Source organism: Streptomyces sp. YS415 (assembly GCF_023544665.1).
Lineage (GTDB): Bacteria > Actinomycetota > Actinomycetes > Streptomycetales > Streptomycetaceae > Streptomyces.
In genome coordinates, this window is record NZ_JAMJFL010000027.1 from 34502 (window position 1) to 58176 (window position 23675).

20 protein-coding genes and 4 pseudogenes are annotated in these 23675 nt (G+C 67.8%); 13 read left to right on the forward strand and 11 right to left on the reverse strand.

The features are described 5' to 3' along the window. Positions 1 to 97: 97 nt before the first annotated feature. Together M8H82_RS27960 and M8H82_RS27965 are read right to left on the reverse strand one after the other, a co-directional pair. A complete protein-coding gene (locus M8H82_RS27960; RefSeq protein WP_250077839.1) occupies positions 98 to 574 on the reverse strand; it encodes an ATP-binding protein in 477 nt (158 codons plus the stop codon). A gap of 752 nt (positions 575 to 1326) precedes the next feature. Then, positions 1327 to 2082 carry an ANTAR domain-containing protein gene (locus M8H82_RS27965; RefSeq protein WP_250077840.1) on the reverse strand — a complete coding sequence of 252 codons (756 nt, stop codon included), beginning with the start codon at positions 2080 to 2082 and terminating at the stop codon, positions 1327 to 1329. Positions 2083 to 2954: 872 nt separating this feature from the next. Between M8H82_RS27965 and M8H82_RS27970 the strand changes: the two genes are divergently transcribed. From M8H82_RS27970 to M8H82_RS27985, 4 genes are all read left to right on the forward strand, one after another. Next, a complete protein-coding gene (locus tag M8H82_RS27970; protein ID WP_250077841.1) occupies positions 2955 to 4337 on the forward strand; it encodes an APC family permease in 1383 nt (460 codons plus the stop codon). Between the two features lie 269 nt (positions 4338 to 4606). Next, entirely contained in the window at positions 4607 to 5098 is a 492-nt protein-coding gene (locus tag M8H82_RS36645) for a DUF5949 family protein (protein ID WP_250077842.1), read from the forward strand. 231 nt (positions 5099 to 5329) lie between these two features. Continuing rightward, positions 5330 to 5569 (forward strand): XRE family transcriptional regulator, encoded by a 240-nt coding sequence (locus M8H82_RS27980; protein ID WP_250077843.1) that lies wholly within the window; start codon positions 5330 to 5332, stop codon positions 5567 to 5569. Positions 5570 to 6062: 493 nt separating this feature from the next. Continuing rightward, complete coding sequence (locus tag M8H82_RS27985; RefSeq protein ID WP_250077844.1) at positions 6063 to 7016, forward strand: SGNH/GDSL hydrolase family protein; 954 nt, start codon at positions 6063 to 6065, stop codon at positions 7014 to 7016. A gap of 14 nt (positions 7017 to 7030) precedes the next feature. On the opposite strand, the pseudogene M8H82_RS27990 reads toward M8H82_RS27985, so the two are convergent. Then, positions 7031 to 7404 (reverse strand): annotated as a pseudogene (locus tag M8H82_RS27990) (ISAzo13 family transposase); the annotation flags it as partial. Positions 7405 to 7862: 458 nt separating this feature from the next. Further along, positions 7863 to 8009 (reverse strand): RHS repeat-associated core domain-containing protein, encoded by a 147-nt coding sequence (locus M8H82_RS36650; protein WP_308293286.1) that lies wholly within the window; start codon positions 8007 to 8009, stop codon positions 7863 to 7865. Positions 8010 to 8195: 186 nt separating this feature from the next. Here M8H82_RS36650 and M8H82_RS28000 point away from each other — a divergent pair, with 186 nt between their 5' ends. Continuing rightward, positions 8196 to 8609 (forward strand): hypothetical protein, encoded by a 414-nt coding sequence (locus M8H82_RS28000; protein WP_250077845.1) that lies wholly within the window; start codon positions 8196 to 8198, stop codon positions 8607 to 8609. Positions 8610 to 8633: 24 nt separating this feature from the next. Next, entirely contained in the window at positions 8634 to 8969 is a 336-nt protein-coding gene (locus M8H82_RS28005; RefSeq protein ID WP_250077846.1) for a hypothetical protein, read from the forward strand. A gap of 83 nt (positions 8970 to 9052) precedes the next feature. Here M8H82_RS28005 and M8H82_RS28010 read toward each other — a convergent pair. Next, positions 9053 to 9241 (reverse strand): annotated as a pseudogene (locus tag M8H82_RS28010) (transposase); the annotation flags it as partial. A gap of 138 nt (positions 9242 to 9379) precedes the next feature. Further along, positions 9380 to 9685 carry a hypothetical protein gene (locus M8H82_RS28015; RefSeq protein WP_250077847.1) on the reverse strand — a complete coding sequence of 102 codons (306 nt, stop codon included), beginning with the start codon at positions 9683 to 9685 and terminating at the stop codon, positions 9380 to 9382. Positions 9686 to 10552: 867 nt separating this feature from the next. Between M8H82_RS28015 and M8H82_RS28020 the strand changes: the two genes are divergently transcribed. Together M8H82_RS28020 and M8H82_RS28025 are read left to right on the forward strand one after the other, a co-directional pair. Then, complete coding sequence (locus M8H82_RS28020) at positions 10553 to 11272, forward strand: DUF2625 family protein (RefSeq protein ID WP_250077848.1); 720 nt, start codon at positions 10553 to 10555, stop codon at positions 11270 to 11272. A 1571-nt stretch (positions 11273 to 12843) separates the two neighbouring features. Beyond that, positions 12844 to 13152 (forward strand): hypothetical protein, encoded by a 309-nt coding sequence (locus tag M8H82_RS28025; protein WP_250077849.1) that lies wholly within the window; start codon positions 12844 to 12846, stop codon positions 13150 to 13152. Positions 13153 to 13286: 134 nt separating this feature from the next. Here the strand turns inward: M8H82_RS28025 and M8H82_RS28030 are convergent, their stop codons facing one another. Both M8H82_RS28030 and M8H82_RS36835 read right to left on the reverse strand, forming a co-directional pair. Continuing rightward, positions 13287 to 13967 carry a triacylglycerol lipase gene (locus M8H82_RS28030; RefSeq protein ID WP_250077850.1) on the reverse strand — a complete coding sequence of 227 codons (681 nt, stop codon included), beginning with the start codon at positions 13965 to 13967 and terminating at the stop codon, positions 13287 to 13289. Positions 13968 to 14260: 293 nt separating this feature from the next. Beyond that, positions 14261 to 14528: pseudogene (locus M8H82_RS36835) on the reverse strand (IS5/IS1182 family transposase); the annotation flags it as partial. Positions 14529 to 14751: 223 nt separating this feature from the next. Between M8H82_RS36835 and M8H82_RS28040 the strand changes: the two are divergent. Continuing rightward, positions 14752 to 16523: pseudogene (locus tag M8H82_RS28040) on the forward strand (S8 family serine peptidase). A gap of 383 nt (positions 16524 to 16906) precedes the next feature. Here the strand turns inward: M8H82_RS28040 and M8H82_RS28045 are convergent. The 3 genes from M8H82_RS28045 to M8H82_RS28055 form a co-directional block, all read right to left on the reverse strand. Next, complete coding sequence (locus tag M8H82_RS28045) at positions 16907 to 18181, reverse strand: M48 family metallopeptidase (protein WP_250077851.1); 1275 nt, start codon at positions 18179 to 18181, stop codon at positions 16907 to 16909. Positions 18182 to 18493: 312 nt separating this feature from the next. Then, positions 18494 to 19423 (reverse strand): hypothetical protein, encoded by a 930-nt coding sequence (locus M8H82_RS28050; RefSeq protein ID WP_250077852.1) that lies wholly within the window; start codon positions 19421 to 19423, stop codon positions 18494 to 18496. Further along, on the reverse strand, positions 19404 to 19733 hold the full coding sequence (locus M8H82_RS28055) for a hypothetical protein (protein ID WP_250077853.1): 330 nt from the start codon (positions 19731 to 19733) through the stop codon (positions 19404 to 19406). Before M8H82_RS28055 ends, M8H82_RS28050 begins: the two co-directional genes overlap by 20 nt. 180 nt (positions 19734 to 19913) lie before the next feature. Here M8H82_RS28055 and M8H82_RS28060 point away from each other — a divergent pair, with 180 nt between their 5' ends. The 4 genes from M8H82_RS28060 to M8H82_RS28075 all read left to right on the forward strand — a co-directional run bounded on the left by M8H82_RS28060 (position 19914) and on the right by M8H82_RS28075 (position 23307). Continuing rightward, positions 19914 to 20423 carry a hypothetical protein gene (locus M8H82_RS28060; RefSeq protein ID WP_250077854.1) on the forward strand — a complete coding sequence of 170 codons (510 nt, stop codon included), beginning with the start codon at positions 19914 to 19916 and terminating at the stop codon, positions 20421 to 20423. 462 nt (positions 20424 to 20885) lie between these two features. After that, positions 20886 to 21575: a class I SAM-dependent methyltransferase gene (locus M8H82_RS28065; RefSeq protein WP_250077855.1), complete on the forward strand. Its 690-nt coding sequence runs from the start codon at positions 20886 to 20888 to the stop codon at positions 21573 to 21575. A gap of 64 nt (positions 21576 to 21639) precedes the next feature. Further along, a complete protein-coding gene (locus tag M8H82_RS28070) occupies positions 21640 to 22425 on the forward strand; it encodes a GNAT family N-acetyltransferase (protein ID WP_250077856.1) in 786 nt (261 codons plus the stop codon). Between the two features lie 525 nt (positions 22426 to 22950). Further along, on the forward strand, positions 22951 to 23307 hold the full coding sequence (locus M8H82_RS28075; RefSeq protein ID WP_250077857.1) for a transposase family protein: 357 nt from the start codon (positions 22951 to 22953) through the stop codon (positions 23305 to 23307). The last annotated feature ends 368 nt before the right edge of the window (positions 23308 to 23675 follow it).

Below are 23675 nucleotides of genomic sequence, written 5' to 3' on the forward strand. Positions count from 1 at the left end.
GTCCCGGCTCACACCTGAACCAGCCAGCACGACCTGACGCCAAAGGCCGCAACGCCGGTGGACAGAACGATCCGGGTCCCAGAGACGCCACCTGAGTTCATATGGCCTGGTGGCCTGCGGCGTCTCCGCCTGGGTCGTCGGCGAGTACGACGGATGCAGTGATCCGCTTGCCCACCGGTTCGCGGTGGACGCAGAAGTCCTGACACACCGCCATCACGATCTCCAAGCCGTGCTGCCCTACCCGTTCTGGGTCGGCGGCCTGGACCGACGGCAGGTCGGTGCTCTGGTCCCACACGCTGATCTGGACCGCGCCCCCGGTGACCTCCAGGTCCAGCAGGCACGGCCCCGGGGCGTACTTGCGGGCGTTGGTCACCAACTCGCTCACCACCAGCTGCACCATGCCCGATGCCCGCGCCGACACCGGCAGCCCGTGGACGACCTGCACAGAGCTGAGGAAGTCACGGGCAACGGCACGGGCCTCCCCGATCCCCTGATCGCCCTCGAACGCGGCAGCCACCGCCATCGGACGGCCGGAGAGCGACTCCTGGCCCTCATTTTGGGCAGCCGTATCCATGGACCCGCCTCACTTCCGAAGCGCCGTGCAGGGCCCTGCCCGCTTACCCCCGAAACATCGCAGCACCCACACACCGGTGAGAACTGGTTCGGGAAAAATGTTGCGGATATCCCCCTCAAGGCAGAGTCGAAGCCGACAGGACCAGCCGTGCACGAGCAGAGGGGGATCAGAGAGCTTCCATCAAGCAAGACGCGCACGTCGCCCTCGGGGAGCTGCTGGACAGCATCGCCGCAGCACAGCCCTCACCGCACCAGGAAGCGTCTTGTCATGCCATGGACGAGAAGGCCGTCACAATGGTGGCTCCCGGCCCGCAGCGCGAGGGCTTCGTCATCTGCCCCCGCCGCTACAAAGTGGAACGCATCCCCGGCTGGATCATGAAAGTCGCGCGCCGTCCGCGCCTACGAACGCCTCACCCGCCGCTGCGAAGTCACCGGGCCGCAGAACGGTTGACGACCGTGCTGTGGCCGGACCGGTGTGGGTGTGCAGGCAGGCGAGGGCGTGGGTGCCGCGGTGGGTGGGGATGTATCTGCGGGGCCAGGCACTGGGCACGGTCGAGCGGACACACAGCCGTCCACCTCAAACGTCGACGGCTCCCGCCTGGCTTCCTAAGCGAGCCCCGGTTGCGAGGGACCGTCTCTGTTTCGACCAGAGCCTGCACCCGCTTGCCCACACTGTCATCACAGGCACCGCTTTGGCCAGCGTGGCTGGTCTACGGCTGCGCACACTTTCTCCACTGGCCCGGCACAAAATGGTCACCGGTGATTGCGGGCGGTGGAGTGGAGGTGTTCCAGGGCGTCGAGGACGACGGTGTGGCGGTGCCAGTTCAGCCACCGGCCCACGCTGGCCCCGGTGTTCTCCAGGGCGGTGAGCTGTGTCTGGCTGAGGCCGGCCAGGGGGTGTTCGTGGTGGGAGGAGATCATGCCGATCACCTGGCCACGGCTGGTCAGGGGGAGGCTGTGGGCGGCGCGGCTGCCGGCCTGGAGGATGGCGTGGCGGGAATCGTCATCGAAGATGTCGGCTGATTCGACGTCTTTCACGGTGATCTGCTGACGCTGCTGGGCGGCCTGCGCGCACGCGGTGGTCGAGTCCTCAACGAAGGCGAAGAAGTCAGTGAAGTACCGGTTCAGACCGGTGTGCTTCTCCAGCCGCAGCATCCCGCCTTCGGCGAGCTGGACGTTGCCCATGTCGGTTTCGGTCACGTGCAGGACCCGCCGCAGCGCCGCCCGAAGAACCACTGCCTGGCTTTCGGCCTCCGCCCCGTGCAGTGCCAGATCCGGCAGCGCGGGGGCGACGAAGCGGGCCCGGCGCGGAAACCACCGCCCGGCACCCGCGTCCGGGCCGGCGATACGCACCACGGCATCAGCAAGCGTGTGCAGCTTGATGTTGAAGCGCTGAGACGTCCGCTTCAGCAGTTCGAAACCTTCAGCGGGACAAGCCAGACGGTAGCGGTGAACCAGGATCCGCTGCGCCGCATCGACCGCGGCCCGCGCGAGCTGCCGGTTGCGCATCTCAAGCGCACCCGCCGAAGCGGCAGGTACGCCCCCAGAAGGCCCATCCGTATGAGGACCGGCAGGCAAGGGGCCGGACATCCCCTGGCTTCCGTCGATCACAACAGCACCTCCTGAGGGCACAAGGACACAAAAGGACCGCAGGAGCGCACGCCTGCTCGCGACGCGTCCCGCGGTGTGCCTGTGGCCTTAAGCACTCACCCTCACCCTAAACACACCACCGCCCCGCCCGAAACAGGGCCTCACCGGCTGCAGGTTCGGACAACGGGCGAGAGGCGGCCTGCCGTCTGAGGCCGATTCCCGCGTCGGCCTGCTTGGGGCCCCCAGCTTGCGACCCGGACTCAAGCAAGCCGGCAGCCTGCCCGTGCACTCGCCGTGTGTGCGCTGCCGTGTGTCAGGGGACGGGAGTGCCGGGAGCGGGGAGCAGGAAGCCCGGCGGCGAGTCTGGGGCTCGGGGAGCCGGGGGCTTGAGTCCGGCCCAGCCAGCTTGCGGCCCGGGAGCTAAAACAGGTAGGGGGCTGGGAAGCCGGGAGGTTGCCCGTGCACTTGCCGCTCGGCGGCCGGTGGCCTTTGGGCAGCAGCCGTAGGCCTGTGTGATCGCCGGAAGGACCGGGCAGGGCCGTATCACCCGCTCACCTGCGTTTTGCGTCCCGTGCGGCGGGCTACTCACCTGCACATGGAAAGATCTACCGCTGCGCCGCGCGGCGCAGCGCGCAGCGACCGTGACCTGTCTGCCATCCCTGCAGCCACGGCGTGGGGGTGGTCCGCTCTTCGGCGTTCGCGGCGGCCGGTCCCGGCGGCGCAGCCCGGGCGGCGCCGTGTGCGCGCTTGGGGTGAGGCGGGGGCTGTTGGGCGAGAGAGGGCCTGAGCGCATGGACACTTCCAGGTCCTCGGCATCCGGGCAGCCGGCGCGGCGCGGGCCGCAGCCCGGGGAGCGGGCAGCGGGGCAGAGCCTGCTCGATTCGGCTCTGTCGACGCGGCTGCTGTACTTCTTCATCCTCGGTGACGTCTTGGGCGCGGGCGTGTATGTGCTGGTGGGGCAGATCGTCGCCGCGTCCGGCGGAGCGGTGTGGGTGCCGTTGGGTGTGGCGTTGTGCCTGGCGATGCTGACCGCGGGGAGTTATGCCGAGCTGGCGACGAAGTACCCGCGCGCGGGTGGGGCCTCGCACTACACGACGCGGGCGTACGGGCCCTTCGCGGGGTTCCTAGCGGGCTACTGCATGCTGGCGGCCGGAATCGTCTCCGTCGCCGCGCTTGCCCGCGGCTTCGCCGGTGACTATCTGAGCGTGTTCGTGTCGTTGCCCGTGGCGGCGGTCGTCGTGGTGTTCCTTTTGGTGCTGGCGCTGCTCAACGCGCGTGGCATCAAGGAGTCGACCCGCGCCAACGTGGTTGCGACGGTCATCGAGGTCGGCGGCCTGCTGATCGTGGTCGTGCTCGGGGCGTGGATCGTGCTGCGCGGTGACGGACACCTCGGTGCGCTGACCGACCTCGGTACCCCGCAGAAGGGGGCGGCCGCAGCCGTGCTCAGCGGCGCCGTGCTCGCGTACTACTCCTTCGTCGGTTTCGAGACGTCCGTCAACGTGGCGGAGGAGACGCGCGACCCGGTGCGGTCCTATCCCCGGGCGCTGTTCGGCGCTCTGGCCACCGCCGGTCTCATCTACGTCCTCGTCGGGCTTGCGGCGACCGCCGCCGTTCCCGCCACCGTCCTCGCCAACTCCAGCGGTCCGTTGCTGGAAGTCGTCACAGTAGCGGGAGGGGTACCCGAGCGGCTCTTTGGTGCGATCGCCCTGGTCGCCGTGGCCAACGGAGCCCTGCTGACCGGCATCATGTCCTCCCGGCTGGCGTTCGGCATGGCCCGCGACGGACTCCTGCCCCGTCAGCTGACGGCCGTGCTGCCGCAGCGCCGCACCCCCTGGGTCGCCATCGCCGTCACCACCACACTGTCGCTGCTCCTGGCCCTCACCGGCGATGTCGCCACCAACGCCTCGACCCTGGTCCTTCTCCTCCTCGTGGTCTTCTTCATGGTCAACACCGCGGCTCTGGTACTGCGCAAGGACGCCCCCGACCGCACGTACTTCCGGGTTCCGGTCGTGGTGCCTGTCCTGGGCGCCGCGTCCTGCGTCCTCCTCGCCACCCGCGTCGAAGCCGAGGTATGGAAACGCGGACTCCTCGTCCTCGCGGTGGGCGTCGTCCCCGCTCTCATCGCGGCCCGCCAGCACCGGCGCAAGCACCAGACCGCCGCCGAGCCGCACTGAGCAAGCAGCACCGAGCGCGCCGGACTGAGCAGGCCGACTGGAGCGCGACGCTGTGTCCCCGCGGCGGCCACAGCGCTCGCAGGCTTCCCGGTCCCGGGGCGCACCGCCTGCCCGGAGGCTCCCTTCGGCGGCAGCATCCCGCACCAGAGCGCCGCAAGGCCGCAGCCAGAGCGCCTTGGTCCTTCGTTCGGGTACAGAACCGGTCAGGTGTCACCCGGTTGAGTGAGCGGGGACCAAGGCTGCCGCTACGGCGCCGATACGGTCACGCCGTGACCTCGAACTCAACACAGACACACCCCGTGCGCTCCGCCGAGGTGGGCACCTTCGTCGCCATGTCATGGAGCCGCCCCACACCGCAAGGCGCCATCCCCTACATCCTCGCCTTCTCCCTCGGAGACGGCACAGACGGTCCCGAAGGCTCCTGCGCCGCCGTCGAGCAGCTGATGCACAACTGCCAGCTCTCCCCCGACGAAGGCCTCATCGACGGCAGCTCCCGGCCGAGCATGCCCGTCGGCCTCCTCGTCGTCGACGGATCCGTGGTCCTGTCCATGCCGCAGATCAACACACCCATCGTCCCCTCCAGCCAGTGGCTCACGGATGTCGCCGAACGCGGATACGCCTGCCTCCTGATCACCACCCGCACCTGGCCGGGCGGGGAACTCACCGACACCGACAAACTCGCCGCCTTCGCCAACGACGAGGAGACACTCAACCGGTCCGCCAAAGTCCTCCTGCCCGCCCGCAGCCTCCGCGACCGCTAACCCAAGCCACCCGCCGCCAGCCGCAGCTACGGCTGCGGCCGCGGCCGCGGACCCACAACGGCACCCGCCAGCCTCCCCGCACAACGATGACACCCGACGCGTCCGACCGACCGAGGACGGCTACCCCACGCGCAGGCGAGAGCACGTACTGGCGGGCTGCCGGCATCACACAACGGGGGGATGCCGGCGGAGGAAGGGGATGGGCAGGGCTCGGCCGGGTAGAAGAAGCGGATGGCTGATCTCTCGCAGTTGCTCCAGCAGGGCATGCGCCGCCGTCACCTGAACGCACAAGCCCTCGCCGCCCGGACCGGTATCCGCACCCCACGCATCCGCGTCTTCGCCCAGGACGGGGCCCACGGCCCCGTCCACCCCACCCAAGAAGAACTCGCCGAACTCGCCGCAGCCCTGGCACTCCCCCTACAGGACGTCCTTGACGCCGCCCGCACTGCCCCGGCTGTGCCATCGGCCTGACCGCCACCCACACCGGCGCATGGGCATGTGGGGCGCGGGCAGGGCGGTGACGTCGGCAACGACGTCAGCGGGCCGTCTCACGGCGCGGCCGACCGCCCTGGGCCCCGCAGCGGACATGACCGTCGGTCCGAGCCAGGCCTTTCCCGGACCTCCTTCTACGCCACCTTCTCGCCCAGCCCAGAGGCATTCGAACTGGCATCGGCCAGCAGCCGAAGCGGTCGAGGCCGACGCGCAGAGCAGCCGTCGTTCCCGTGGTCGCCCTCACCCCTCTCCTGGACGCGCTGCGCAGGATTGAGGCGCGCCTGTGAACCAGCGTCTGGCCTTGCAGGCAAACGATCGTTGTGCGGACCCATTAACTACCTGCGGCTCTGGACGTCTGCGCCTGGAGCCGACACTGTGGTGCGCTGGTCGTCGCGCGGGGAGCTGGGAGGTTCAAGTGAACGAGGGACGAGGCCTGTTGAGGGGTGGCATCCTCGCCGCTACCGTGCTTGCTGTGGTGGTAGCCGCCGTACTCGGCTGGCGGGTGGTGGTCGACTCCGACCCCTCGGGCGCAGCCGCCGCACCCACACCCCCCGCTACCACGTCCGTCGGGAAGGCGGCCGACAACAGCCCCTACCCAGAATTAGAGTCGGAAGCGAAACCGGGGACCGACCCTTCACCGCCCGCAGACCCCACCGACGACCCCGCCCACCAGCCCGTCCGTGCCCTCTACCTGGGCGACTCCATCGCCTTGGAGAACCACACTGTTCTCGCCGACCTCCTCAAGGAATCCGGCACCGCGACCCTGCACAGCGCCCCGCACTCCGGCACCACGCTCTGCGACTACATGGAAGGCAAGACCGGGGACTCCCTCCTCGTCCCCCGCCACCACACGGCGGCCGCGCTGGTGCGCGCGCAGCGGCCCCAGGTCGTGGTGCTCCAGTTCTGGGGCAACTCCTGGATCTACACGCCGTGCATGGGCAAGATACTCGCGCCCCAGCGCGCCTACTACGAGCGGTACGCCGCCGACGCCCGCGCCCTGACCATTGAGATCGAACGCGCGGCGGCCGACGTGGGCATCGAGCGTCCCACACTCGTCTGGGTGCTCCAGGGCCCCGATCCGATAACCCCCGACCGCATCCGGCGCGTCAACGACATCTACAGGGCCCAGGCCGAATCCACCGGCGACCTCACAGCCGACGCCGGGGCCGCGGTGTCACCCGCGGGCGACCGCTACACCTGGGTACAGCAGCTGCCCTGCAATGCCTACGAGCGCGCCCACCCCGAGTACTGCACCAAAGGCACCACCACCGAACTCCACCACGACAACGACTACCTGCACTTCTGCCTGGAACCGATGACCAAGAACCCCAAACCGTGTACGAAACGGTCACCAGGCGTCATGCGCTACTGCCAGGCCATCGCAGCAGCGGTCGCACACCACGCACGCGGAATGCGACAAGACTGAGGGCTTACAGATCATTAACATGTTGTCTTGATCATGCTGCTGGAGTCGCTGCTCAGGGCTCGAACCCGAGCCTGGAGGCTGTGAGGGCCGTGGGCGGAGTGGCCGCTGGCGGGATGATGATGCTGCGCGCCTTGAGCAGCGTCCTGATCTTCAGCAGTGTGCGGTGCATGGCAGTCCTACTGCTGTCGAACAGCATGGCGAGGGGTTCCGCGGCCAGGGCGACCCGCAGGTAAAGGACGGCTGCCAGGACTTGGTCGGGGAAGGCCAGCCGGGACGGGCGGCCTCGCTTAACGCTGCCGTGGAGGGCCAAGGTGTCGGTGAGATCGCGCAGTTGCTGCCGGGACATGCCGGTCAGGGCGGGGTCGGACAGGAGAGCGTGGTCCCACTTCTGCGCCAGCAAGGCATCCGCTCCCGACTCCTTCGGGCTTACCGGCCTTCCGGTGGGCTTGAAGTGAGTTGCTTGCGGGGCGGCTTCAGGAACGCTAGTCCGCCGCGCCTCCGACGGTTGCCCGCTCGTTACTCGTTCAAGCTGCCGCTCGCGTCAGCTGGCGCAGGCAGTCTCAGAGAAGGTGGTCGATGAGATAAAGCACCATCCCTATGGCGATGAAGGCTGCTGCTACCCAGAGCAGCTTGCCGCTCCAGCTCGCACCAGGCCGACGCGCAGTCATCGATCATCCCCAACTCTTCCTCCGAAGCAGCCCAGTCTGGCGCCGATGGCACCCCAGGCCGCAGGGATACTGAGACCTCTGTGGCCGGTCTTGAGAGGGCACCAGCGACCGTGCTGATGGCGCTTCGACGCTGCGAAGTCTCCTCCGATGCAGGAGAACATGCCCAGGCCGGTCGGGTCTATGTTGTTGATCGGGGTTGGGTGAAGCGGCCGAGTTGGGGGTCGTAGTAGCAGTGGCCCATCTTGTACAGGCCGGTCGGGTCCAGGTAGGTGCCGACGTAGCGGTACGGCTGGGGGACGGCTTGGGTGGTGGTGCTGCGGGGCAGGCGGTGGGGCCGTAGGTGTGGGTGTGGGTGCGCTTGCCCGCGTCATCCACCAGGCCGAGCACGTTGCCGGTAGCGTCGGTGAACTACGGGTGATCCGCAAGCCCTTAACGTCAGGACGCGGCATGCACGGATATCGTTCGATAGTGCGTGTGTGAACAGTGCGAGTTCGAGGGTGGGGACCTGACGATGCGAAAGAGCGGACGAAGACTGGTGTCGGCGGTGGCACTCCTGTCGGCGATAGGACTGACTGCAGGGTGCGGAGACAGTGCCGAGCCCGTCGAAGCCGGGAGAAAACCGGGCCTGGCGAGCACGGCAGCCGGTAGGGCGGCGGAGCACTCCGAACCGCTGACCGCTGCCGAGCTGAAGGCCGCGCTGCTCACCGCGGACCAGGCCGTCGGTTTCAGGATCACGGGGAGCAGTTCCCGGGACGGGGCTGAACCGGAGTCCTCCCTCGACTTCAAGGAGACTGTCTCCCCGGAGGTCTGCCGGCATGTGAGGAAGGCTCACGGGGGTGATGGTGAGGAGGCTGCCGCAGCCTCGTCGATCATGTACCGGGCGGGGACCTCCGTGGCTCCCAGGAGCACCAACCTGAGGAGCTAAACGGAAAGGGCTGCACGGGCCCGCATGAAGCAGCTGCGCACGGCCGTCGGGGCATGCAGCCGGTTCAACTTCAGCAGCACGATCGGAAAGGCGTCCGTCACGACCGAGACGCTGGACGTCCCAGCCCTCGGGGAGGACGCACTGCGCTACCGGACCCTGTCCCGGCTGGACAACGGAGGCTTCGCCTGGACCCTGGTGACCGCCGTACGGGTCGAAGGCGTCATCGCGACGATGCACGTCCTGGACACCACCGGGCCGCTCCCACCTGAGAAGCTCGCCACGTTCAAGCCGGAGCCCGGTCCCGACGAGGCGGTCATCGCCACTCTCATCGAGAACGTCACCACAGCCCAGAGCACCTGAACTTGCACCCTTAGATGCAACCGGTCAAGCGACACACTCTCGGCTGGTGTGCGGAAGCCAGGCACGTGCGCGGGGCGGTTGTTGAGCTTCGTCCTGATGGCATCGAGATCGTCCTGGCTGAACGTCGACACGTTCGTTCCCTTGGGCAGGTACTGCCGGAACAGCTTGTTGGTGTTCTCGTTGGGGCCGCGCTGCCAGGGGCTCCGCGGAGCCGCGAATAACACGTCAACACCCGTGTCGGCGGTCAAGCGTTTGTGATCTGCCAGCTCCATGCCGCGGTCCAGTGCTGCCTTACCTCAGGGCCGGGGTGCGGGCGTTTAGGCTGGAGAGGATGAACCATCCTGTTTTTGGCTTCCCTGACGGGCCGCCTGGACGGTGCCTGGCTGCGGCCCGCCAGAGCGCGAGAACGTTCAGCGTTCCTCGTCCGGGTAACCCCACTCGATGACACCCTTCGCCGCCGGCGCAGCCTCGGCCACCGCAAACGCGAACGAGCTCTCGAACTGCGGCTGCCAGTGACCGAAGCGGGTGATACTGAGCGGGAACTGCGTTTCACCCGACACATAGTGGACACCGCTGTCACAGACCGCGCCGTAGCCGACCTGGTCCTCGATGCCCTCCTCGCGCAGCAGCTCACCGATCGATTCAGCGACCGCCTCGGCCTGCGCCGCGTCCGTGAGCTGCGAGACAGTGAAGTGAAGATTGATGTTGACCGACATGCCCGAAGGCTACCGCCCCGCCGGCACGGCAAGTTCAAGCAGACGGGCTCAGTAGCAGGACCAAGGCAACCTCGTGTCCGGCGATGCTCCCGACCAGAACGGATGGGCACGTCCGCCCCGTGTTGGACAGGCTCCGGATGATGCTGTTGCACACCGCTTCAGCACCGCCCGCACGCCGACTGCCTCGGGCGCTGACTATGTTCACCAGCCCTGGCGCTGGCACGCTTTCTGTGATGCGGCCATGTTGGTGTCGTTCGCTGACAAGGCGCATGCCCTGGCGCGCTCAGCGCTCTCGCATGCGGGTCCACCACCAGCCGAACACCGCCAGCTCAGGTTGTTGGGTTCCGGCAGGGTACGGCGCTCGAACTCCGCATCGAGACTCATGATCAGCCGCCCCACATCCCGCCTGGCCCCGCACGGAAGATGCAGCAGCACCTGCTCCAGGACATCACGGACATCCCCACCTCCATCCCTGGCGAACGCACCGCGGAGGCATTCAGATAACGCCCGGGCCGCCTGAACACCCACTCGAAACGGGCAAGCGCATCAGCGACCGCATTGGGCCACAACTCCTGATCCTCAACCCGGCGGATCGCCCCACGAGTCCGCGCAGACACACCCCGCACCCTCACCACCCGGTACTGCCATCGCGGCCGCCACCGCTGCGCACCGACAGCCTTCGGACGCCTACGCGGCATCGCCCTCTCGCATCAGCATGAAGCCATCCTGCACCACCGGACACCGAAGCGGGCCCCGTCCAGGTGCCCGCCCGCCGGCGACGGGCCAGAGCCCGCCGCCCACCCTCCGTCCACAGCCGAAAACCCCAACGGTGAGGAGGGGTATGCGCCCCGGTGGGATCATGAGTGGATGCGCGCACTCGAAGACCTGGTCAACGTGGAGGTTCCAGCATGGCCGGCACTGCAGGGGGCGTTGGACCGTGCTGCATCGGAGCTCGATGTGCAGCCCGGCGGTGATGGGGCTTCGCTTCTTCAGCTGCAGGTCAGTGCCGGCTCGGCACTCGGTGCAATGGTCCTCCACTGCGGGGGGCTGGTGCTGGACGGAGGCTGGCTGCGGATCTTCGGGGGCAGGTCCTCAAGTCCACGGCCCGCCCTGCCGAGTCTTGCTGCCGTGAACGGTTTCCCAACCGCTGTCGACCCGACCTGGCGCCCGCAGGACGCACTCGTGGTCGGACACGACGTGCTCGGGGGCGTCTTCGCACTCAACACGCATGATCCGGCCGCGGCCGGGCGGCCCGGAGTGCCCGGACAGATGACGTACTTCGCCCCGGACTCCCTGGAATGGGAAGCCATGGACATGGGCTACGGAACCTGGCTGACCTGGACCCTCACCAACCGGCTGGCCCACTTCTACGAAGGGCTGCGCTGGCCCGGCTGGCAACAGGAGACCGTCAACCTCACGGCCGCTGAGGGGATTACGGTCTATCCCTTCCTCTGGTCCAAGGAAGCCCAGGACGATCTCGCAGCAACCACCCGCGCACCCGCCCCCATGGCTGAACTCCACACCATGAACCAGGACTTCTGTCAGCAGATGGAACTGCCTGCACCAGGCTTCCTCGGAGCTGTCTGACGGATCCGCTTCACACGCGCCGCCGTATGGATCGTCATCGCAGCCGGCCCCGTCGCCCTCGGCGTTACTGTCACCTCTCCCCCACCGCGGCCGAGGCCACGCCCGCGCCCAAGCCGTCCACGGTGCGGGCACCACCACAATCGCCGCCGATGCAGCCGGTTATGCGCAATTGTTCGTCAACGCGTGGTTGCGCAGCATGCTCAGTGTCCGGAACTGCAGGCGGTCTCGTGAAGTGCATGTGGCCTCACGGAGCTGGGACGGTTACAGCGGGTGTACCGCCTACCTCTTGCCCAGATCGAACCTATTCGTCAGCAGGGAGATTCCTCCCAGGCCCAGCGCTGCGGCGGCCACGTACATCCAGACGCTTCCACCGGCTGCGATCAGCAGCAAGACACCCATGACGATGCGGGCCAGTGCGAGCATCACGATGGGTAAGGACCTATCGTTCCTGTCTGACATTGCAACTCCCGAGAGACCGGCTGCGGGCGCAACGCTGCATGGCACCCGCAGGAACATGCTGCTCCATAGTTGCGGAGGTCACGACACCGGCGGCGGCTCCTACAGCACTGCAGGCGCCACCGGCGGGAGTCGGCTCAGCAACTGCTACGCAGATACCGGCCCCTGCCTCAACTCCTGTCGTTCCCTTGTTGATCTTCTTCTTCACTTCCTTCGGTGCGCATACTGCTCCACCGACTGCCTTCCCCAAGGTGTTGTCGCAAAAGCCCAGTCCAGACGGATCAGCGTTGTAGAACAGGGTGCCGCCCGCGTAGAGGTAGGGGTTGCTCTCCTGCCCCGAAGGGGCCGCTGCGCAGAGCTGGCCATGCTCGACCTACTGGCAAAGGCCACCCACGACTTCGACCGACCAGGCCACCAGGGAACAGCACACCGCTCCCAGCTGACGCATCCACCGCCGGTCCCGACACCCACGCCCTGATGACTGCCCCTGGGCAGCTTCGCTTGGCAGAACTCGCCAGCGCCGCTCACTGAAAGGGCCCGCAACCACCCAACCACCCCTATCGAGCGAAGTGTTGATGATCGACCAGGCTCAAAACGCCGGTAGTGCAGCGGCCACCACCGCCGGGATGGGCGCGCCGGGGCAAGTGGCCGGAGCCAGCACGGCAGGCGAGCCAGCCAAGGCGGAGGCGCGCGGGCCGACTCGCCACGTGCTGCGGAACGCAGCCGGCAGGCAGCTCCTGCCATGCCTGTGCGATGTCGAAGAAGGTGTGGCGCGGGCGTTGCCGTCCTGGAGGCAGGACGACGCCAAGCGGCCCGAGGTGGGCAGGGCACAGTGCCGGCGGCGCGGTCGCCGGGCCGGTGGCGTGCAGCTGCCGTCCGTGCGCGGCCCGGCGTACGGGGACGGCCGTGCGGGTGGTGCACTACACGCCCCCATGGGGAGCGCGTGCGCATCCGGCACGGCAGGTGGCAGCTGGGTGCGGACGCCGACCAGCCCCTTTTAAGCACCTCGATCGGCGTGATCTGCCAAAGGTGGCCGCGGCGCTGGAGGCTGGGGCGGAGCTGGGAAGGGTGTTCGGCCTGGCGTACGCGGTAGTGGCCGATAGTGGGAGCAGCCATTGCGCGGGGAGCGGGAGACGGTGTGGCTGCGGCGGCTGCGGGTGGCAACGCAATGGGGTGATCTTCGGCGGTGGCGGATCGTCGGGCGGGACGTGGTCACCTTCCCCGAGGTGCTGGCCGTCGCCGACGCGCTGGTGGATTCGACCACGGCCGAGCTGGCGTGGCTGGACACGGCCCCGGCCCCGGCCGCGGGCGCTGCCCGCCGACGGGGCCGTTCGGCCGCCGACTCGGCGAGCGGGTCCCGCCCACTCTGGGGCCAGAGCGTGCAGAACAGCCCGCGCGATGGGACGTGGTCCGACCTCCCATAGCGGTGCTCCCTCGCCCCCGACAGCAACGCTGACGCCTACGACGGCGGACGGCAGCGACCGGACAGTGCCCCGGCCTTCGGCGGAAGTGCGCGCTCCGACCGCGCTGCAGCCCCATTGCCCGGTGTGGCGACACCTCAGCCGTTGACGAAGTCGCGCACCTGCCCGTAGACAGTCTGATCCGAGCCGATGGCGGTGTGACCGAGACAGGCGGTCTGGGTGTTCATCGCGCCGTTCAGGGAGACGCTGCTGTCCGGGTTGATGATGGTGTCGCAGGGCGACCACCAGGTGCTGTAGCGCGGGGTGCCTGGGGTCTCGTCGCCGGAGTTCAGCGAGGTGAGGAACGGGGACCCGATGCGCATCTCGAAGCAGGAGGCGTAGCCGCAGCCGTTGGCCCAGTCGGTGCCGTGGTTGGGGCCGGCCAGCGAGACCCAAGCGTCGATCTTTCCGCTGCCCGTCAGGTTCTTGGCATAGTAACGGCTGGACAGCCCGCCCATGGAGTGGGTGACGATGTCGACTTTGGATGCGCCGGTGGCCGCGAGCAGGCGGTCCACCTCGGCGCCCAACTGCTGGGCGGTGGTGGCATTTGACTGTCGCCAGTCGTAGCTCCACTGGTCCAGGTGGGACGACGGCCAGCCGTCGGCTCGGAAGTCGTCGGCCATGGCGTTCCAGTAGGAGCCGGACGAGCTGTACCCGTGGACGAACAGGACAGGGTGGCTGGACGGGCCGAAAGTCGATGTATCGGCGGCGTGGACCGGAGCCGCGAATGTGAACGCAAGCAGAGCGCTCACGAGGGCGGAAAGCACGTACTTCTTCAACGCGCACCTCGGGTGATTGGCTGTGCGGGGGGAGGCCGGGAGGAGGTTACTCCTTAGTAGGCCAGCAGAGTCAATAGCCGTGCGGGAATCAATCCAGGCCGATGACCTGCAGTTTCGCTCCAGGTCGTAGCGTTTGGGTGCATGGCCGTCGCCAACCGGCCCACGCGTCTCCGACCGCGCATGACACAGCCAGCGGGTGCTGCAAGTCAGGCTCCAACTCGCCCCATCTGGCGCCCAGAGCGGTGCTCAGAGGTCGCCTTCTCCCGTTGCTGCATCAAGCATTGGGTTTCATCCTGGGGTGCCGGATCACGCCAGGAGATGGCGGCCTCGCCGGTGAGGCGGCGGGCCATCAGATTGGTCATCGCGAGTGGATCTTGGCTTCGGAGCGGGTTGAAAGGGTTTCGTAGTCGCACGTGAGGCGGCGGCGAAACAACAGCCGGCCGTAGGTGCGACGACCTGGTCGACGAGCTGGGTACCGGCGATGGAGTCCTGCACGCTCGCGGCGGTGAGCAGCACCGCGAGCAGCAGTCCGAGGGTGTCGGTGACGATGCTGCGCTCGCGGCAGTCGGCTTCGCCGCCCGGCACGACCTGATTCTCCTGGAAGACCTAAAGTCGAAATTCGGCCACCGATTATCGAACTCCACTGCCGTAAAAGACACTTCCATAACTAGCCGCGTGCATGACATCTTGCGTCCATCACCTGTTTCGTACGCCCGGCCTGACCACCGGGTCTTCGGAGGAGGCATTGATACCCCACAGATCCGGCCGCTCTCGACGTACCCTCGTGCTGGCCGCCGGGCTCGGCGCGACGCTTGCCTTCGGGGCCCCCGTCGCGCTCGCCGACACCGCCCCCGTCTCCCCCTCCGGCACCGACGCCCCTGCTCCCGCGGCGGCGCCCCGGGCCGCGGCCCCCGCTTCCTCAAGTGCGGCATGGGTTGCCGGCACCCGCGCGTACCTCGTGATCACCGCCCCGGGTGACACCACGGCGGTCCGCAACGCGGTAACCGCCAACGGCGGAACGGTCTTCCAGTACTACGACGCGATCGGTGTCATCACCGCCCACTCCGCGTCCGCCTCCTTCGCCGCGACGATGCGCGGTGTGAGCGGGGTTCAGCAGGTCGGCGCCACCCGCACCTCCGACGTGCCGGCGGATGCCTACAACCCGGCGCTGCCCGCCAACCCGGCGCAGTCCACGACCCCTTCGGGCGAGCCGGTCCGCGCCGACATGACCCAGATCAAGGCCGACCAGGCCTGGGCCGTCACCACCGGCTCCGCCTCCGTCAAGGTCGGCATCCTCGACACCGGTGTGGACGACCAGCACCAGGACCTGGCGCCGAACTTCAACGCCGCCGACTCCGCGTCCTGCGCGTACGGCAAGCCGGACACCCGTACCGGCGCCTGGCGCGACATCGGCACCCACGGCACACACGTGGCCGGTACGGTCGCGGCTGCCAAGAACGGCAAGGGCGTCATCGGCGTGGCCCCGGGCGTGAAGATCTCCTCGGTGCGCATCGCCGAGCCCGGCACCTCGCTCTTCTTCGCCGAGAACACCGTCTGCGGCTTCATGTGGGCCGGCGACCACGGCTTCAAGGTCACCAACAACAGCTATTACACCGACCCGTGGCAGTTCAACTGCCCGGACAACGCCGACCAGGCCGCGATCATCGAGGGCGTCAAGCGCGCCCAGGAGTACGCGGAGGCCAAGGGCTCGCTCCAGGTCGCGGCGGCCGGCAACTCCAACATCGACCTGGCCAACAAGACGACCGACACCGAGAGCCCGAACGACTCGACGCCGGTCACTCGCACCATCACTAATGCCTGCCTGGACATCCCGACCGAGCTGCCGGGCGTCGTCACCGTCTCGGCCATGGGCACCACCGCGAAGGCCTCCTACTCCAACTACGGCCTGAACGTCGTCGACATCACAGCCCCGGGCGGAGACACCACCGGCATCTACAGCACCCTGCCGGGCGGCAAGTACGGATCCAAGAGCGGCACTTCGATGGCCTCGCCGCATGTCGCCGGCGTGGCGGCGCTGCTGGCCAGCACCAACCCGGCATCACCCCCGCGCAGCTGCGCGACAAGCTGGCCACCCAGGCCAACGACATCGCCTGCCCGTCGGACAGCCGCTGCAAGGGCACCACGGCCAAGAACGGCTTCTTCGGCGAGGGGCAGGTCGACGCGCTCAAGGCCGTCGGCAGCACCCCGCCGCCCGGCAAGTACTTCGAGAACACAGCCGACTTCGCCATCGGTGACAACACGACCGTGGAGAGCCCGATCACCGTCAGCGGCGTGACCGGCAACGCCCCGGCGACCCTCAAGGTAGGTGTGAACATCGTGCACACCTACATCGGGGACCTGAAGATCGACCTGATCGCTCCGGACGGCACCGTCTACACGGTCCACAACCGCTCGGGCGGCAGCACCGACAACATCAGCCAGGTCTACACCGTCAACGCCTCCGCCGAGGTCGCGAACGGCACCTGGAAGCTCCGGGTCAACGACAACGCCGGCGGCGACACGGGCAGGATCGACTCCTGGAACATCACATTCTAAAAGTCGTCCTCCCCCGACAGAACCCTGCTGGAACCGTCGCCAGGCTCAAGCCGTAGGCACGCCGACATCGAATGCGGCAGGGTACTGCCCGGCGCGCAGTCCACGGCCCGACGAGCCGACAACCCACTGTGCTCGGTGGCGGGTCGCGAGAAAGCGGCCCGCCACCGAGCTTGATTTCTAACGGGCAGAGGCTGTGTCCGGTGCTGTGCCAGCTCACGCGCCGGGGCACGCCGGGAGCGCACAGCGAGAGGTCCTTCTCCGCGACAGCCGGAGCGGAGGACTGCTCATCAAGGAGCCGGCTGGGCGGCCAGGGAGGCGTGCTGCAAGCCCAACTGCGAGCGGGGCGGCATCCGGTGGTGGGTGCCGCCCCGCTGGCCTCCTTTTTAGTCGTGGAACCCGTGGCGCAGGATCTGCCGTGCCACCCTGCCACGTGCGTCGGCAAGTTCGGTCGCGATCTTCAGTTCCCGCCCGGGGTTCGTCACGACAGATGCCAAGGCAGTTTCTCCCACGAGCAGGCAGGCCCGGCGCAGGTGTGTGGGCGGATGCGTGGCGTCAACGCTGTGGCCCCGCAGGGCACCGGCCCGCCGCTGACGCTCGTACTCGTGCTCCGGGATCGACGCCATGTACGCGGCAAGCCGCTGCCACAGTCCGGCCAGCCGGGCCTCCACGGCAGCGGCGCGCCCCCTCAGGCTGGCCTGGTTGGCCTCCCGGCGCAGCATCATGGCCGCGGAGTCGATGACCAGGAGCCGGTCCATCAGCTGGACGGTGGCCTGGGTGGACCCGGCACGAGCGGCCACGCGGTCGGCGAGGTATTCCGCGCGTTGAGTGGCGTGCAGTGTCAGCTGGTCGAGCAGGCGCAGCACACCGTGGACGAGCAGGTAGGGCACGAAGCTGACGACGTTGACGGCCATCTGCAGCATGGTCGGGTCGGCGGTCGGAGCGAAGAAGTAGCGCCACGTCGCGAGCGAACGCAAAGCGGTCCCGACGACCATGCCGTGGCGGGTGTCCCCATGGCCGTAGTGTCCGAACTCATGGCCCAGCAACGCGGTCCGCTGCTGCGGCGTGAGGATCTCCCACAGCGGCATCCCGAGGGTCAATACGCGGTGGCCGCGCACGCCGACCGTCCCCACGCTCGCGTTGAGCTCGGCATTCACCACGACCGCGTCCACACCGCGCGTGCCTGCGACCATGGCCACCTCATCGAGCAGCGCGAACAGCTCCGGCGCCTGGCCGCGGCGCAGTACCGGCGCGTCGTCCGGCAACCGCTTGACCCGGGGCCTGAGCGCCCAGGCCATAAGCAACAGGAACACACCCGGCACCAGCCCACCCCATCCCGAGGCGAGGAACCACGCTCCGGCAACCACCAGCACCATCGTCGTCGCATGGACGGCAAGGGCGATGGCGTAGGCAAGGAGCGCGGGCACATCCCGGCGCGCCTGCAAGGCTTGGCCGGCGGTGACCTCGGCCAGCAGCTTGTCGCCGTAGCGCCGGGCGAGGGCACGCTGCGCTCGCTCCAGCCGCCCCTCCGGTTCCTGGGGCCGCTGCGGATCGACGTTCCAATCGCACGAGGCGCACCAGAGGGTGAACCGTCCATCCGCCCGGATATCGGCTCCGCACTGCGGGCATGGCTGCGTCGTCTCTTCCGTGACGACACTCATCGGCGCTTTCCCCTCCCTCACGGTCCCTCCCCAGAGACCGCCCGTACATGACACTGCGAAGCTGATCATGCGGCGGCGCCCGCGTAAAGGCAGGAACGCCCAGCGCTCTGTCCCAGATGCGGCTCGGCAGCCCGACTTCGAGGACCCTCAGCACTGGCACTACCCGAAGGCTGATGGGAGGGGATGCCCTCAGGGCAGCCAGCATCTCGACGCAGGAACCTCATGGCAGCGGCCTGGTCACCCCATGACAGCCATGAGCACTACCGCCGTGCACCATGAGCAGATAGAGCCTGCACATTGATGAGGCGGTGGTCATCGACGATAGGCGCCGAGGTCGAGCTTCGATACGACGGGCTTGGGGTTGAGGTCCGCGTCCCAAAGTCCGCCGAATCCGCCAGGCGGTGAACTGTGGGTGGCGAAGTAGGCGTCGAAGGCGAAGCTGTAGACGAACTGCTCGCCGGATTCGATCAGCTTCTCGAAGAAGACCGCCTGGGCGGCCGGGGTTGCGCCGGGCGCAGATTCGGGAGGGATAGCGGCGCTGGGGAAGGCCGCTTCCTGAATCAGGATCACGCGGTCGCTTGGCATGCCCGGGGTGTCGCGGATCACCTGGATGGCTGCGGTGACCCATTTCGCGGCGGTCTCAGGGTCGTTGCGCAGTTGCACCCACCAGGGTTGGAGGTTGGCGAAGGTGAAGTCGCCGAACTCTGTGGCGATCTCCGGGTGCGCCGACCAGTCGTCACGGTGCAGGCCGGTTGTGACAGGCTTGCCGTATCGGCGTTGGAGCAGTTCCATCTCCTGGCCGAGCCGGTCCACTGCCGCCTGGGCCGCTTGGCCGCGGACTACGGCCTTGTGCACGGTCTCGTTCCCGACGACGACCGCATCGATCGCTTCGATCTCGGCATCCAGGTTGCGCTTCTCGATCTCGAGCGTCGCGTCGTCGGTCCACCACAGCTTGGCGATCACGTGCTCGAAGCCGACTTCTTTGGCGATGCGTGGGATGGCCTCGCAGCCGTAGGTCATCGTGTTCGTCACCAGCCCACGGAAGCCGTGATCGTAAAGGTGCTGCAGTTCCCGCTGCAACTGGGCGGTGGTGGCCGGGTGCTTGCCCAGCATCATGTCGAAGGGCTTGGCCGGAGCGTAATTAATCCAGGCCCGGCTGGTCTGCAGTGACGTCAGGACATCGGTGCTCTTGCGACCATTGCCTTTTCTGCTGTGTCCGCCATCAGAGGAGAAAGCCGACATGCACGCGGCAGCTGCGAAGGCGAGAAAACTTGGTCGACGCATAGGGCTCCTTCGAATGTTCAGCTGCCGCGGTGAACGCCGAGCGTGAAGAAAAAGCGGTGAAAAATTCACTATGCAGAATACCGGTACCTTCCATCATCGGCTTATTGGTGCACCATGAGCGCTTCGACCTGGGGCGCTGACGAACGGCAGGTGATGCTCTCGAACGGGCGAAGGCTTTCAGGCTGGCTGGCGGTGTTGCGCGCGTCATGTCGGGGCCGACGGTGACGACGCCCGCAGCCGTTGCCACCGCCGATTCCGCGTTCCACATGACGCTGTCGTACCCACGTGACCCGTTCTGGGGTCGGCGCCCCCGCCGCGCCCCGCCTGAGGTTCCGTCACCCCTATGGACACGATTCCCGGGTAACCGGTGGGCGTGCAGGCACAGGCATCGGTCGCTCGAGGTCAACCTGGTGGGGCCGTGGGTGGCGAGCCGATCCAGGAGCGAGCCGTGGGTAAGCGAGCACAGCGCGCGGCCAACCTGCCTCCTGTGCTGCTGCAGGGTGGGCGAGCACCGCACGGTAACGCTGCGGAGCTGAAGACGAGGGAGATCGCGATGGAAGCAGCCAAGTGGTCGGTGGACCGCGAACGCTTGACCCAATGGGTTCCTGAGGGCGAGCGGATGACAGCCGGCTGTGCGGTGACGTACGGACGCACCCTGTGGGGCCTGCTCCCGCGACGCGCCTCTCTTTTGTTGACTGACCGCCGGGTACGCGTACTGCGCCACCGCGGCAATGACCTGAGGTACGCCATACGCGGCGTCTGGTTCGAGATAATGCGCGGCGAGGCTGAGGCGGTCTGCACGAACCCGCAGGTACGGGTGGAGCTCGACAAAGGACAGGAAATCGAACTGCGCCGCCACGACGGCGAGGCGGAGCGCCTGCTGATCAGCCAATGGGACGCGGTACATGCCGAAGCCCTCTTCACCGCATTCCCTCCCAAGAGCAGCGATCCGCAGTAACGCGACAGCCCCAGGACCTGGCATCCGAGCTACCTCGAGCGACGACGGCCCCTCACCAGACAGATTCGTCAGGTCCTCGAGTGCGGCGTAGCGGATAGTGAATCCCACAGGGTCACGGGCGGTCGCGGCCGAGGTGAGGCACGGGGTGACATCCATCGTGCCCCAGGGCACCGCGGACGTGCACAGGATCCGCTGGCACCAGTGAGCCGGTCTCCCACCTGCGAGCGGTCACGACCAGGCAGCGCGGTGCAGCCAGACAGGGCCAAGGCATCACGCAAGGCATGCGCCTGGTCAGGAGTGCCGTCCCAGAGCAGGCCGAGGTCCGCAGCCAGTTCGGTGGAGCCGTGCCGAATGTCCGCGGCCAGGAGGGCGATTGGGCTACAGGTCGCGCAGGCGACCGCGTTGGAGCCGTCCGGCACAAGGACACCTGGCCAGGGCAGGCGGGCATTAGGGTCCTCAGCTATGACCGAACCGACCTACCTGCATGCCACCCGCCTGGCCTACGACACCGTTGCCGAAAACTACGCCAAGCTCGTGCCCCCTCTGTTCGAGGACGATCTGTACGGCCGCGCGATGATCAGCACGTTCGCCGAGCTCACGCGAGCCCTGGACGCCGGGCCCGTCGCTGACCTCGGCTGCGGGCCCGGCCACGTAACAGCACACCTTCAGTCCCTCGGGGTGACTGCGTTCGGCATAGACCTCTCCCCGCAAACCGTCGCGGTTGCCCGGCGCAGGCATCCGGAACTGCGCTTCGACGAAGGGTCGATGACCGACCTGGACCTGGCCGACGGCAGTCTTGGCGGTGTCATCGCCTGGTACTCGATCGTGCATACGCCTCCGGAGCTGCTGCCGGTTGTGTTCGCGGAGTTTCACCGCGTGCTGGCTCCAGGCGGCCATCTGCTGATCGCCTTCAAGGCTGGTGACAGGCTCCGACACGTGGAGAACGCATACGGGCATGAGCTGTCCCTCGACGTGTACTGGATTTCTCCTGACCGCATCGCCGAACTGCTGAGTCAGACAGGGCTGATGGTCGATGCCCGGCTGATCCGTGAGCCGAACGAGCAGGAGAGGCCCCGGCAAGGCCAGCAGGCGTACCTCCTGGCCCGAAAGCCAGCGAAGCCTGAACCAAAGGTTGCCAACACCATCGTGTAAACGACCCAGCGGGTTTTCTTCAACAGTGGTCAGTCCAAGCGGCATCGACCCTCAGGCTGATTCCGTGTCAGCCCTCGATCTCCAGCGCATCGTGGCCTTCCGCGCGTCCTTCGCCCGGCGCCAGGCCGCGGTGGTGACCGAGGTTCCTGGCGGGGCGGCTGTCTTGGACCCGGGTTACTCGGCCTCTCACGAGCACAACCAGCTCGTCATCGACGGGACGCCAACTCCCTCCGCACTCGCTGCCCTGGCCGACACCACTCTCGGGCACCTGCCATTCCGTCGGATCACGGTCCTGGACGACGCCGTGGGCAACGCTTGCGCGCCGGCCCTCACCGCAGCCGGCTATGGACACGAGACCGAGCTCGTCATGACGTACAACGGAACTGCGGCACCCCCCGAAGCGCCCGCTCAGACGGTTGCTCTCTCCGAGCTGCGCGCTGCACTGATCCGGCAGTTTCGCGTCTGGATGCCGCATGCCGAGGACGTGGTGGTCAACCAGCTCGCTGACCGCCGATCAGCGCGGCTCCGCGGTGCCGAGCAAGTCCACTTCTTGGCCGTCCGTGATGAGAACGGCATCGTCGGTTCTTGGGCTGACCTCTACATCGATGCAACTCAGGGGATTGCCCAGATCGAGGACGTCGTCACCGCCGACACTCACGTCCGGCGCGGTTACGCGGACACCATCCTCGCGACCGCCCTGCAGCACGGGTCGGGCTACGGCCTGGTCTTCCTTCTCGCCGACCCCGATGGCTGGCCGCACGCGTGGTACACCCGCCGGGGCTTCACCCCGCTCGGACGCTCACACGTCTTCACCCAAACCACGACTCCGGGTCCTCGCTCGACGGAATGAAGGCAGGGGCGCCATCAGCATCCGCGACGTGCCCCTGGGCATCAACCGTGATAGCCGTCGCCCGCCCCTGCGACGGGATGAGCCAGGCCAGCACCTACTCCGTCAGCGGCATTCCCGCTGAGCTCTCGTCCCTCCAGTGCACCCGGCCCGCTCCATGTGGGAGAAGTCCTCGTAGTCCCTCACCCCACGCAGGGCATCACCTGCGGGATCGCCGACAAGAGCCGTCCCGCTCGCCTAATCCCAGCCCTCTACACGCACCACGCGGCCGATCTCGGCATCCGTGCCGTTGAACCTCGCGGTCCAGCCCGTCTGATTGACATAGCGAAGAGACACCGCCCCATCATCTCGAACAACGACACCGGCGCTTCAGAGGTCTCCTTGCTCTGCACGTTCATCTGTACGTGGCTCTGCATGTAGGCGGGCCCGGCAGGATTTCCGTGTAGCAGGCGCTTGCCACCGTGCGGCCGGTGACGCTCCGCCGCAGATGGCGACACTGTCAGCGAGTGTGATGACCTCATACGGATCATGTCCCCGCACCTGGATGCGGTGCGGCTGGAACGCGTGTCGGTGGCGGGTGGCGTAGTCCGCATCGCGGCCGGCACCCGCAAGTTGACAGTGGCGTGCCCGGACTGCGGGCGCGGTTCTGCGCGGGTGCGCAGTCGCTATGACCGCACGCTGAGCGATGTCGCTGCTGGTGGGCGCCCGGTGTTAATCGGGCTGACGGAGCGCCAGTTGTTCTGTCACAGCCCGGGCTGCGGTCGGCGGACGTTTGCCGAGCAGGTCGAGGGCTTGAGGCGTCACAGCCCCTTGCTGCAGCATCTGGTGGACACGGCCGGGTGCTGCTGGCCGGCCGTGGCGGCGCCCGGCGGCTGCAGATCCTGAAGGTACCGCTGTCGCGGACCAGCATGCTGTCCCACTTGATGCGCTTGCCGCTTCCGCCTGCAGCAACCCCGCGGGTGCTGGGCGTCGGCGACTTCGCTCTGTATGCGGACGCCTACGGAACCCTGCTGGTCGATGCCGACACCCGGCTGACGATCGAGCTGTGGGCCGAGCGCGACGCCGAGCAGCCGGCCGCCTGGCTGCGGACCCACCCCGGTGTTGAAGTGGTCGGCCGGGACGGCCCGCTGGTCTACCGCCAGGGCATCACCGACGGCACCCCGAGCGCGGTGCAGGTCAGCGACCGCTTTCACCTGAGGCAGGGGCTAACGAAACGGATCAGGGATATCGCCGCCACGGTTGCCCCCGCACGA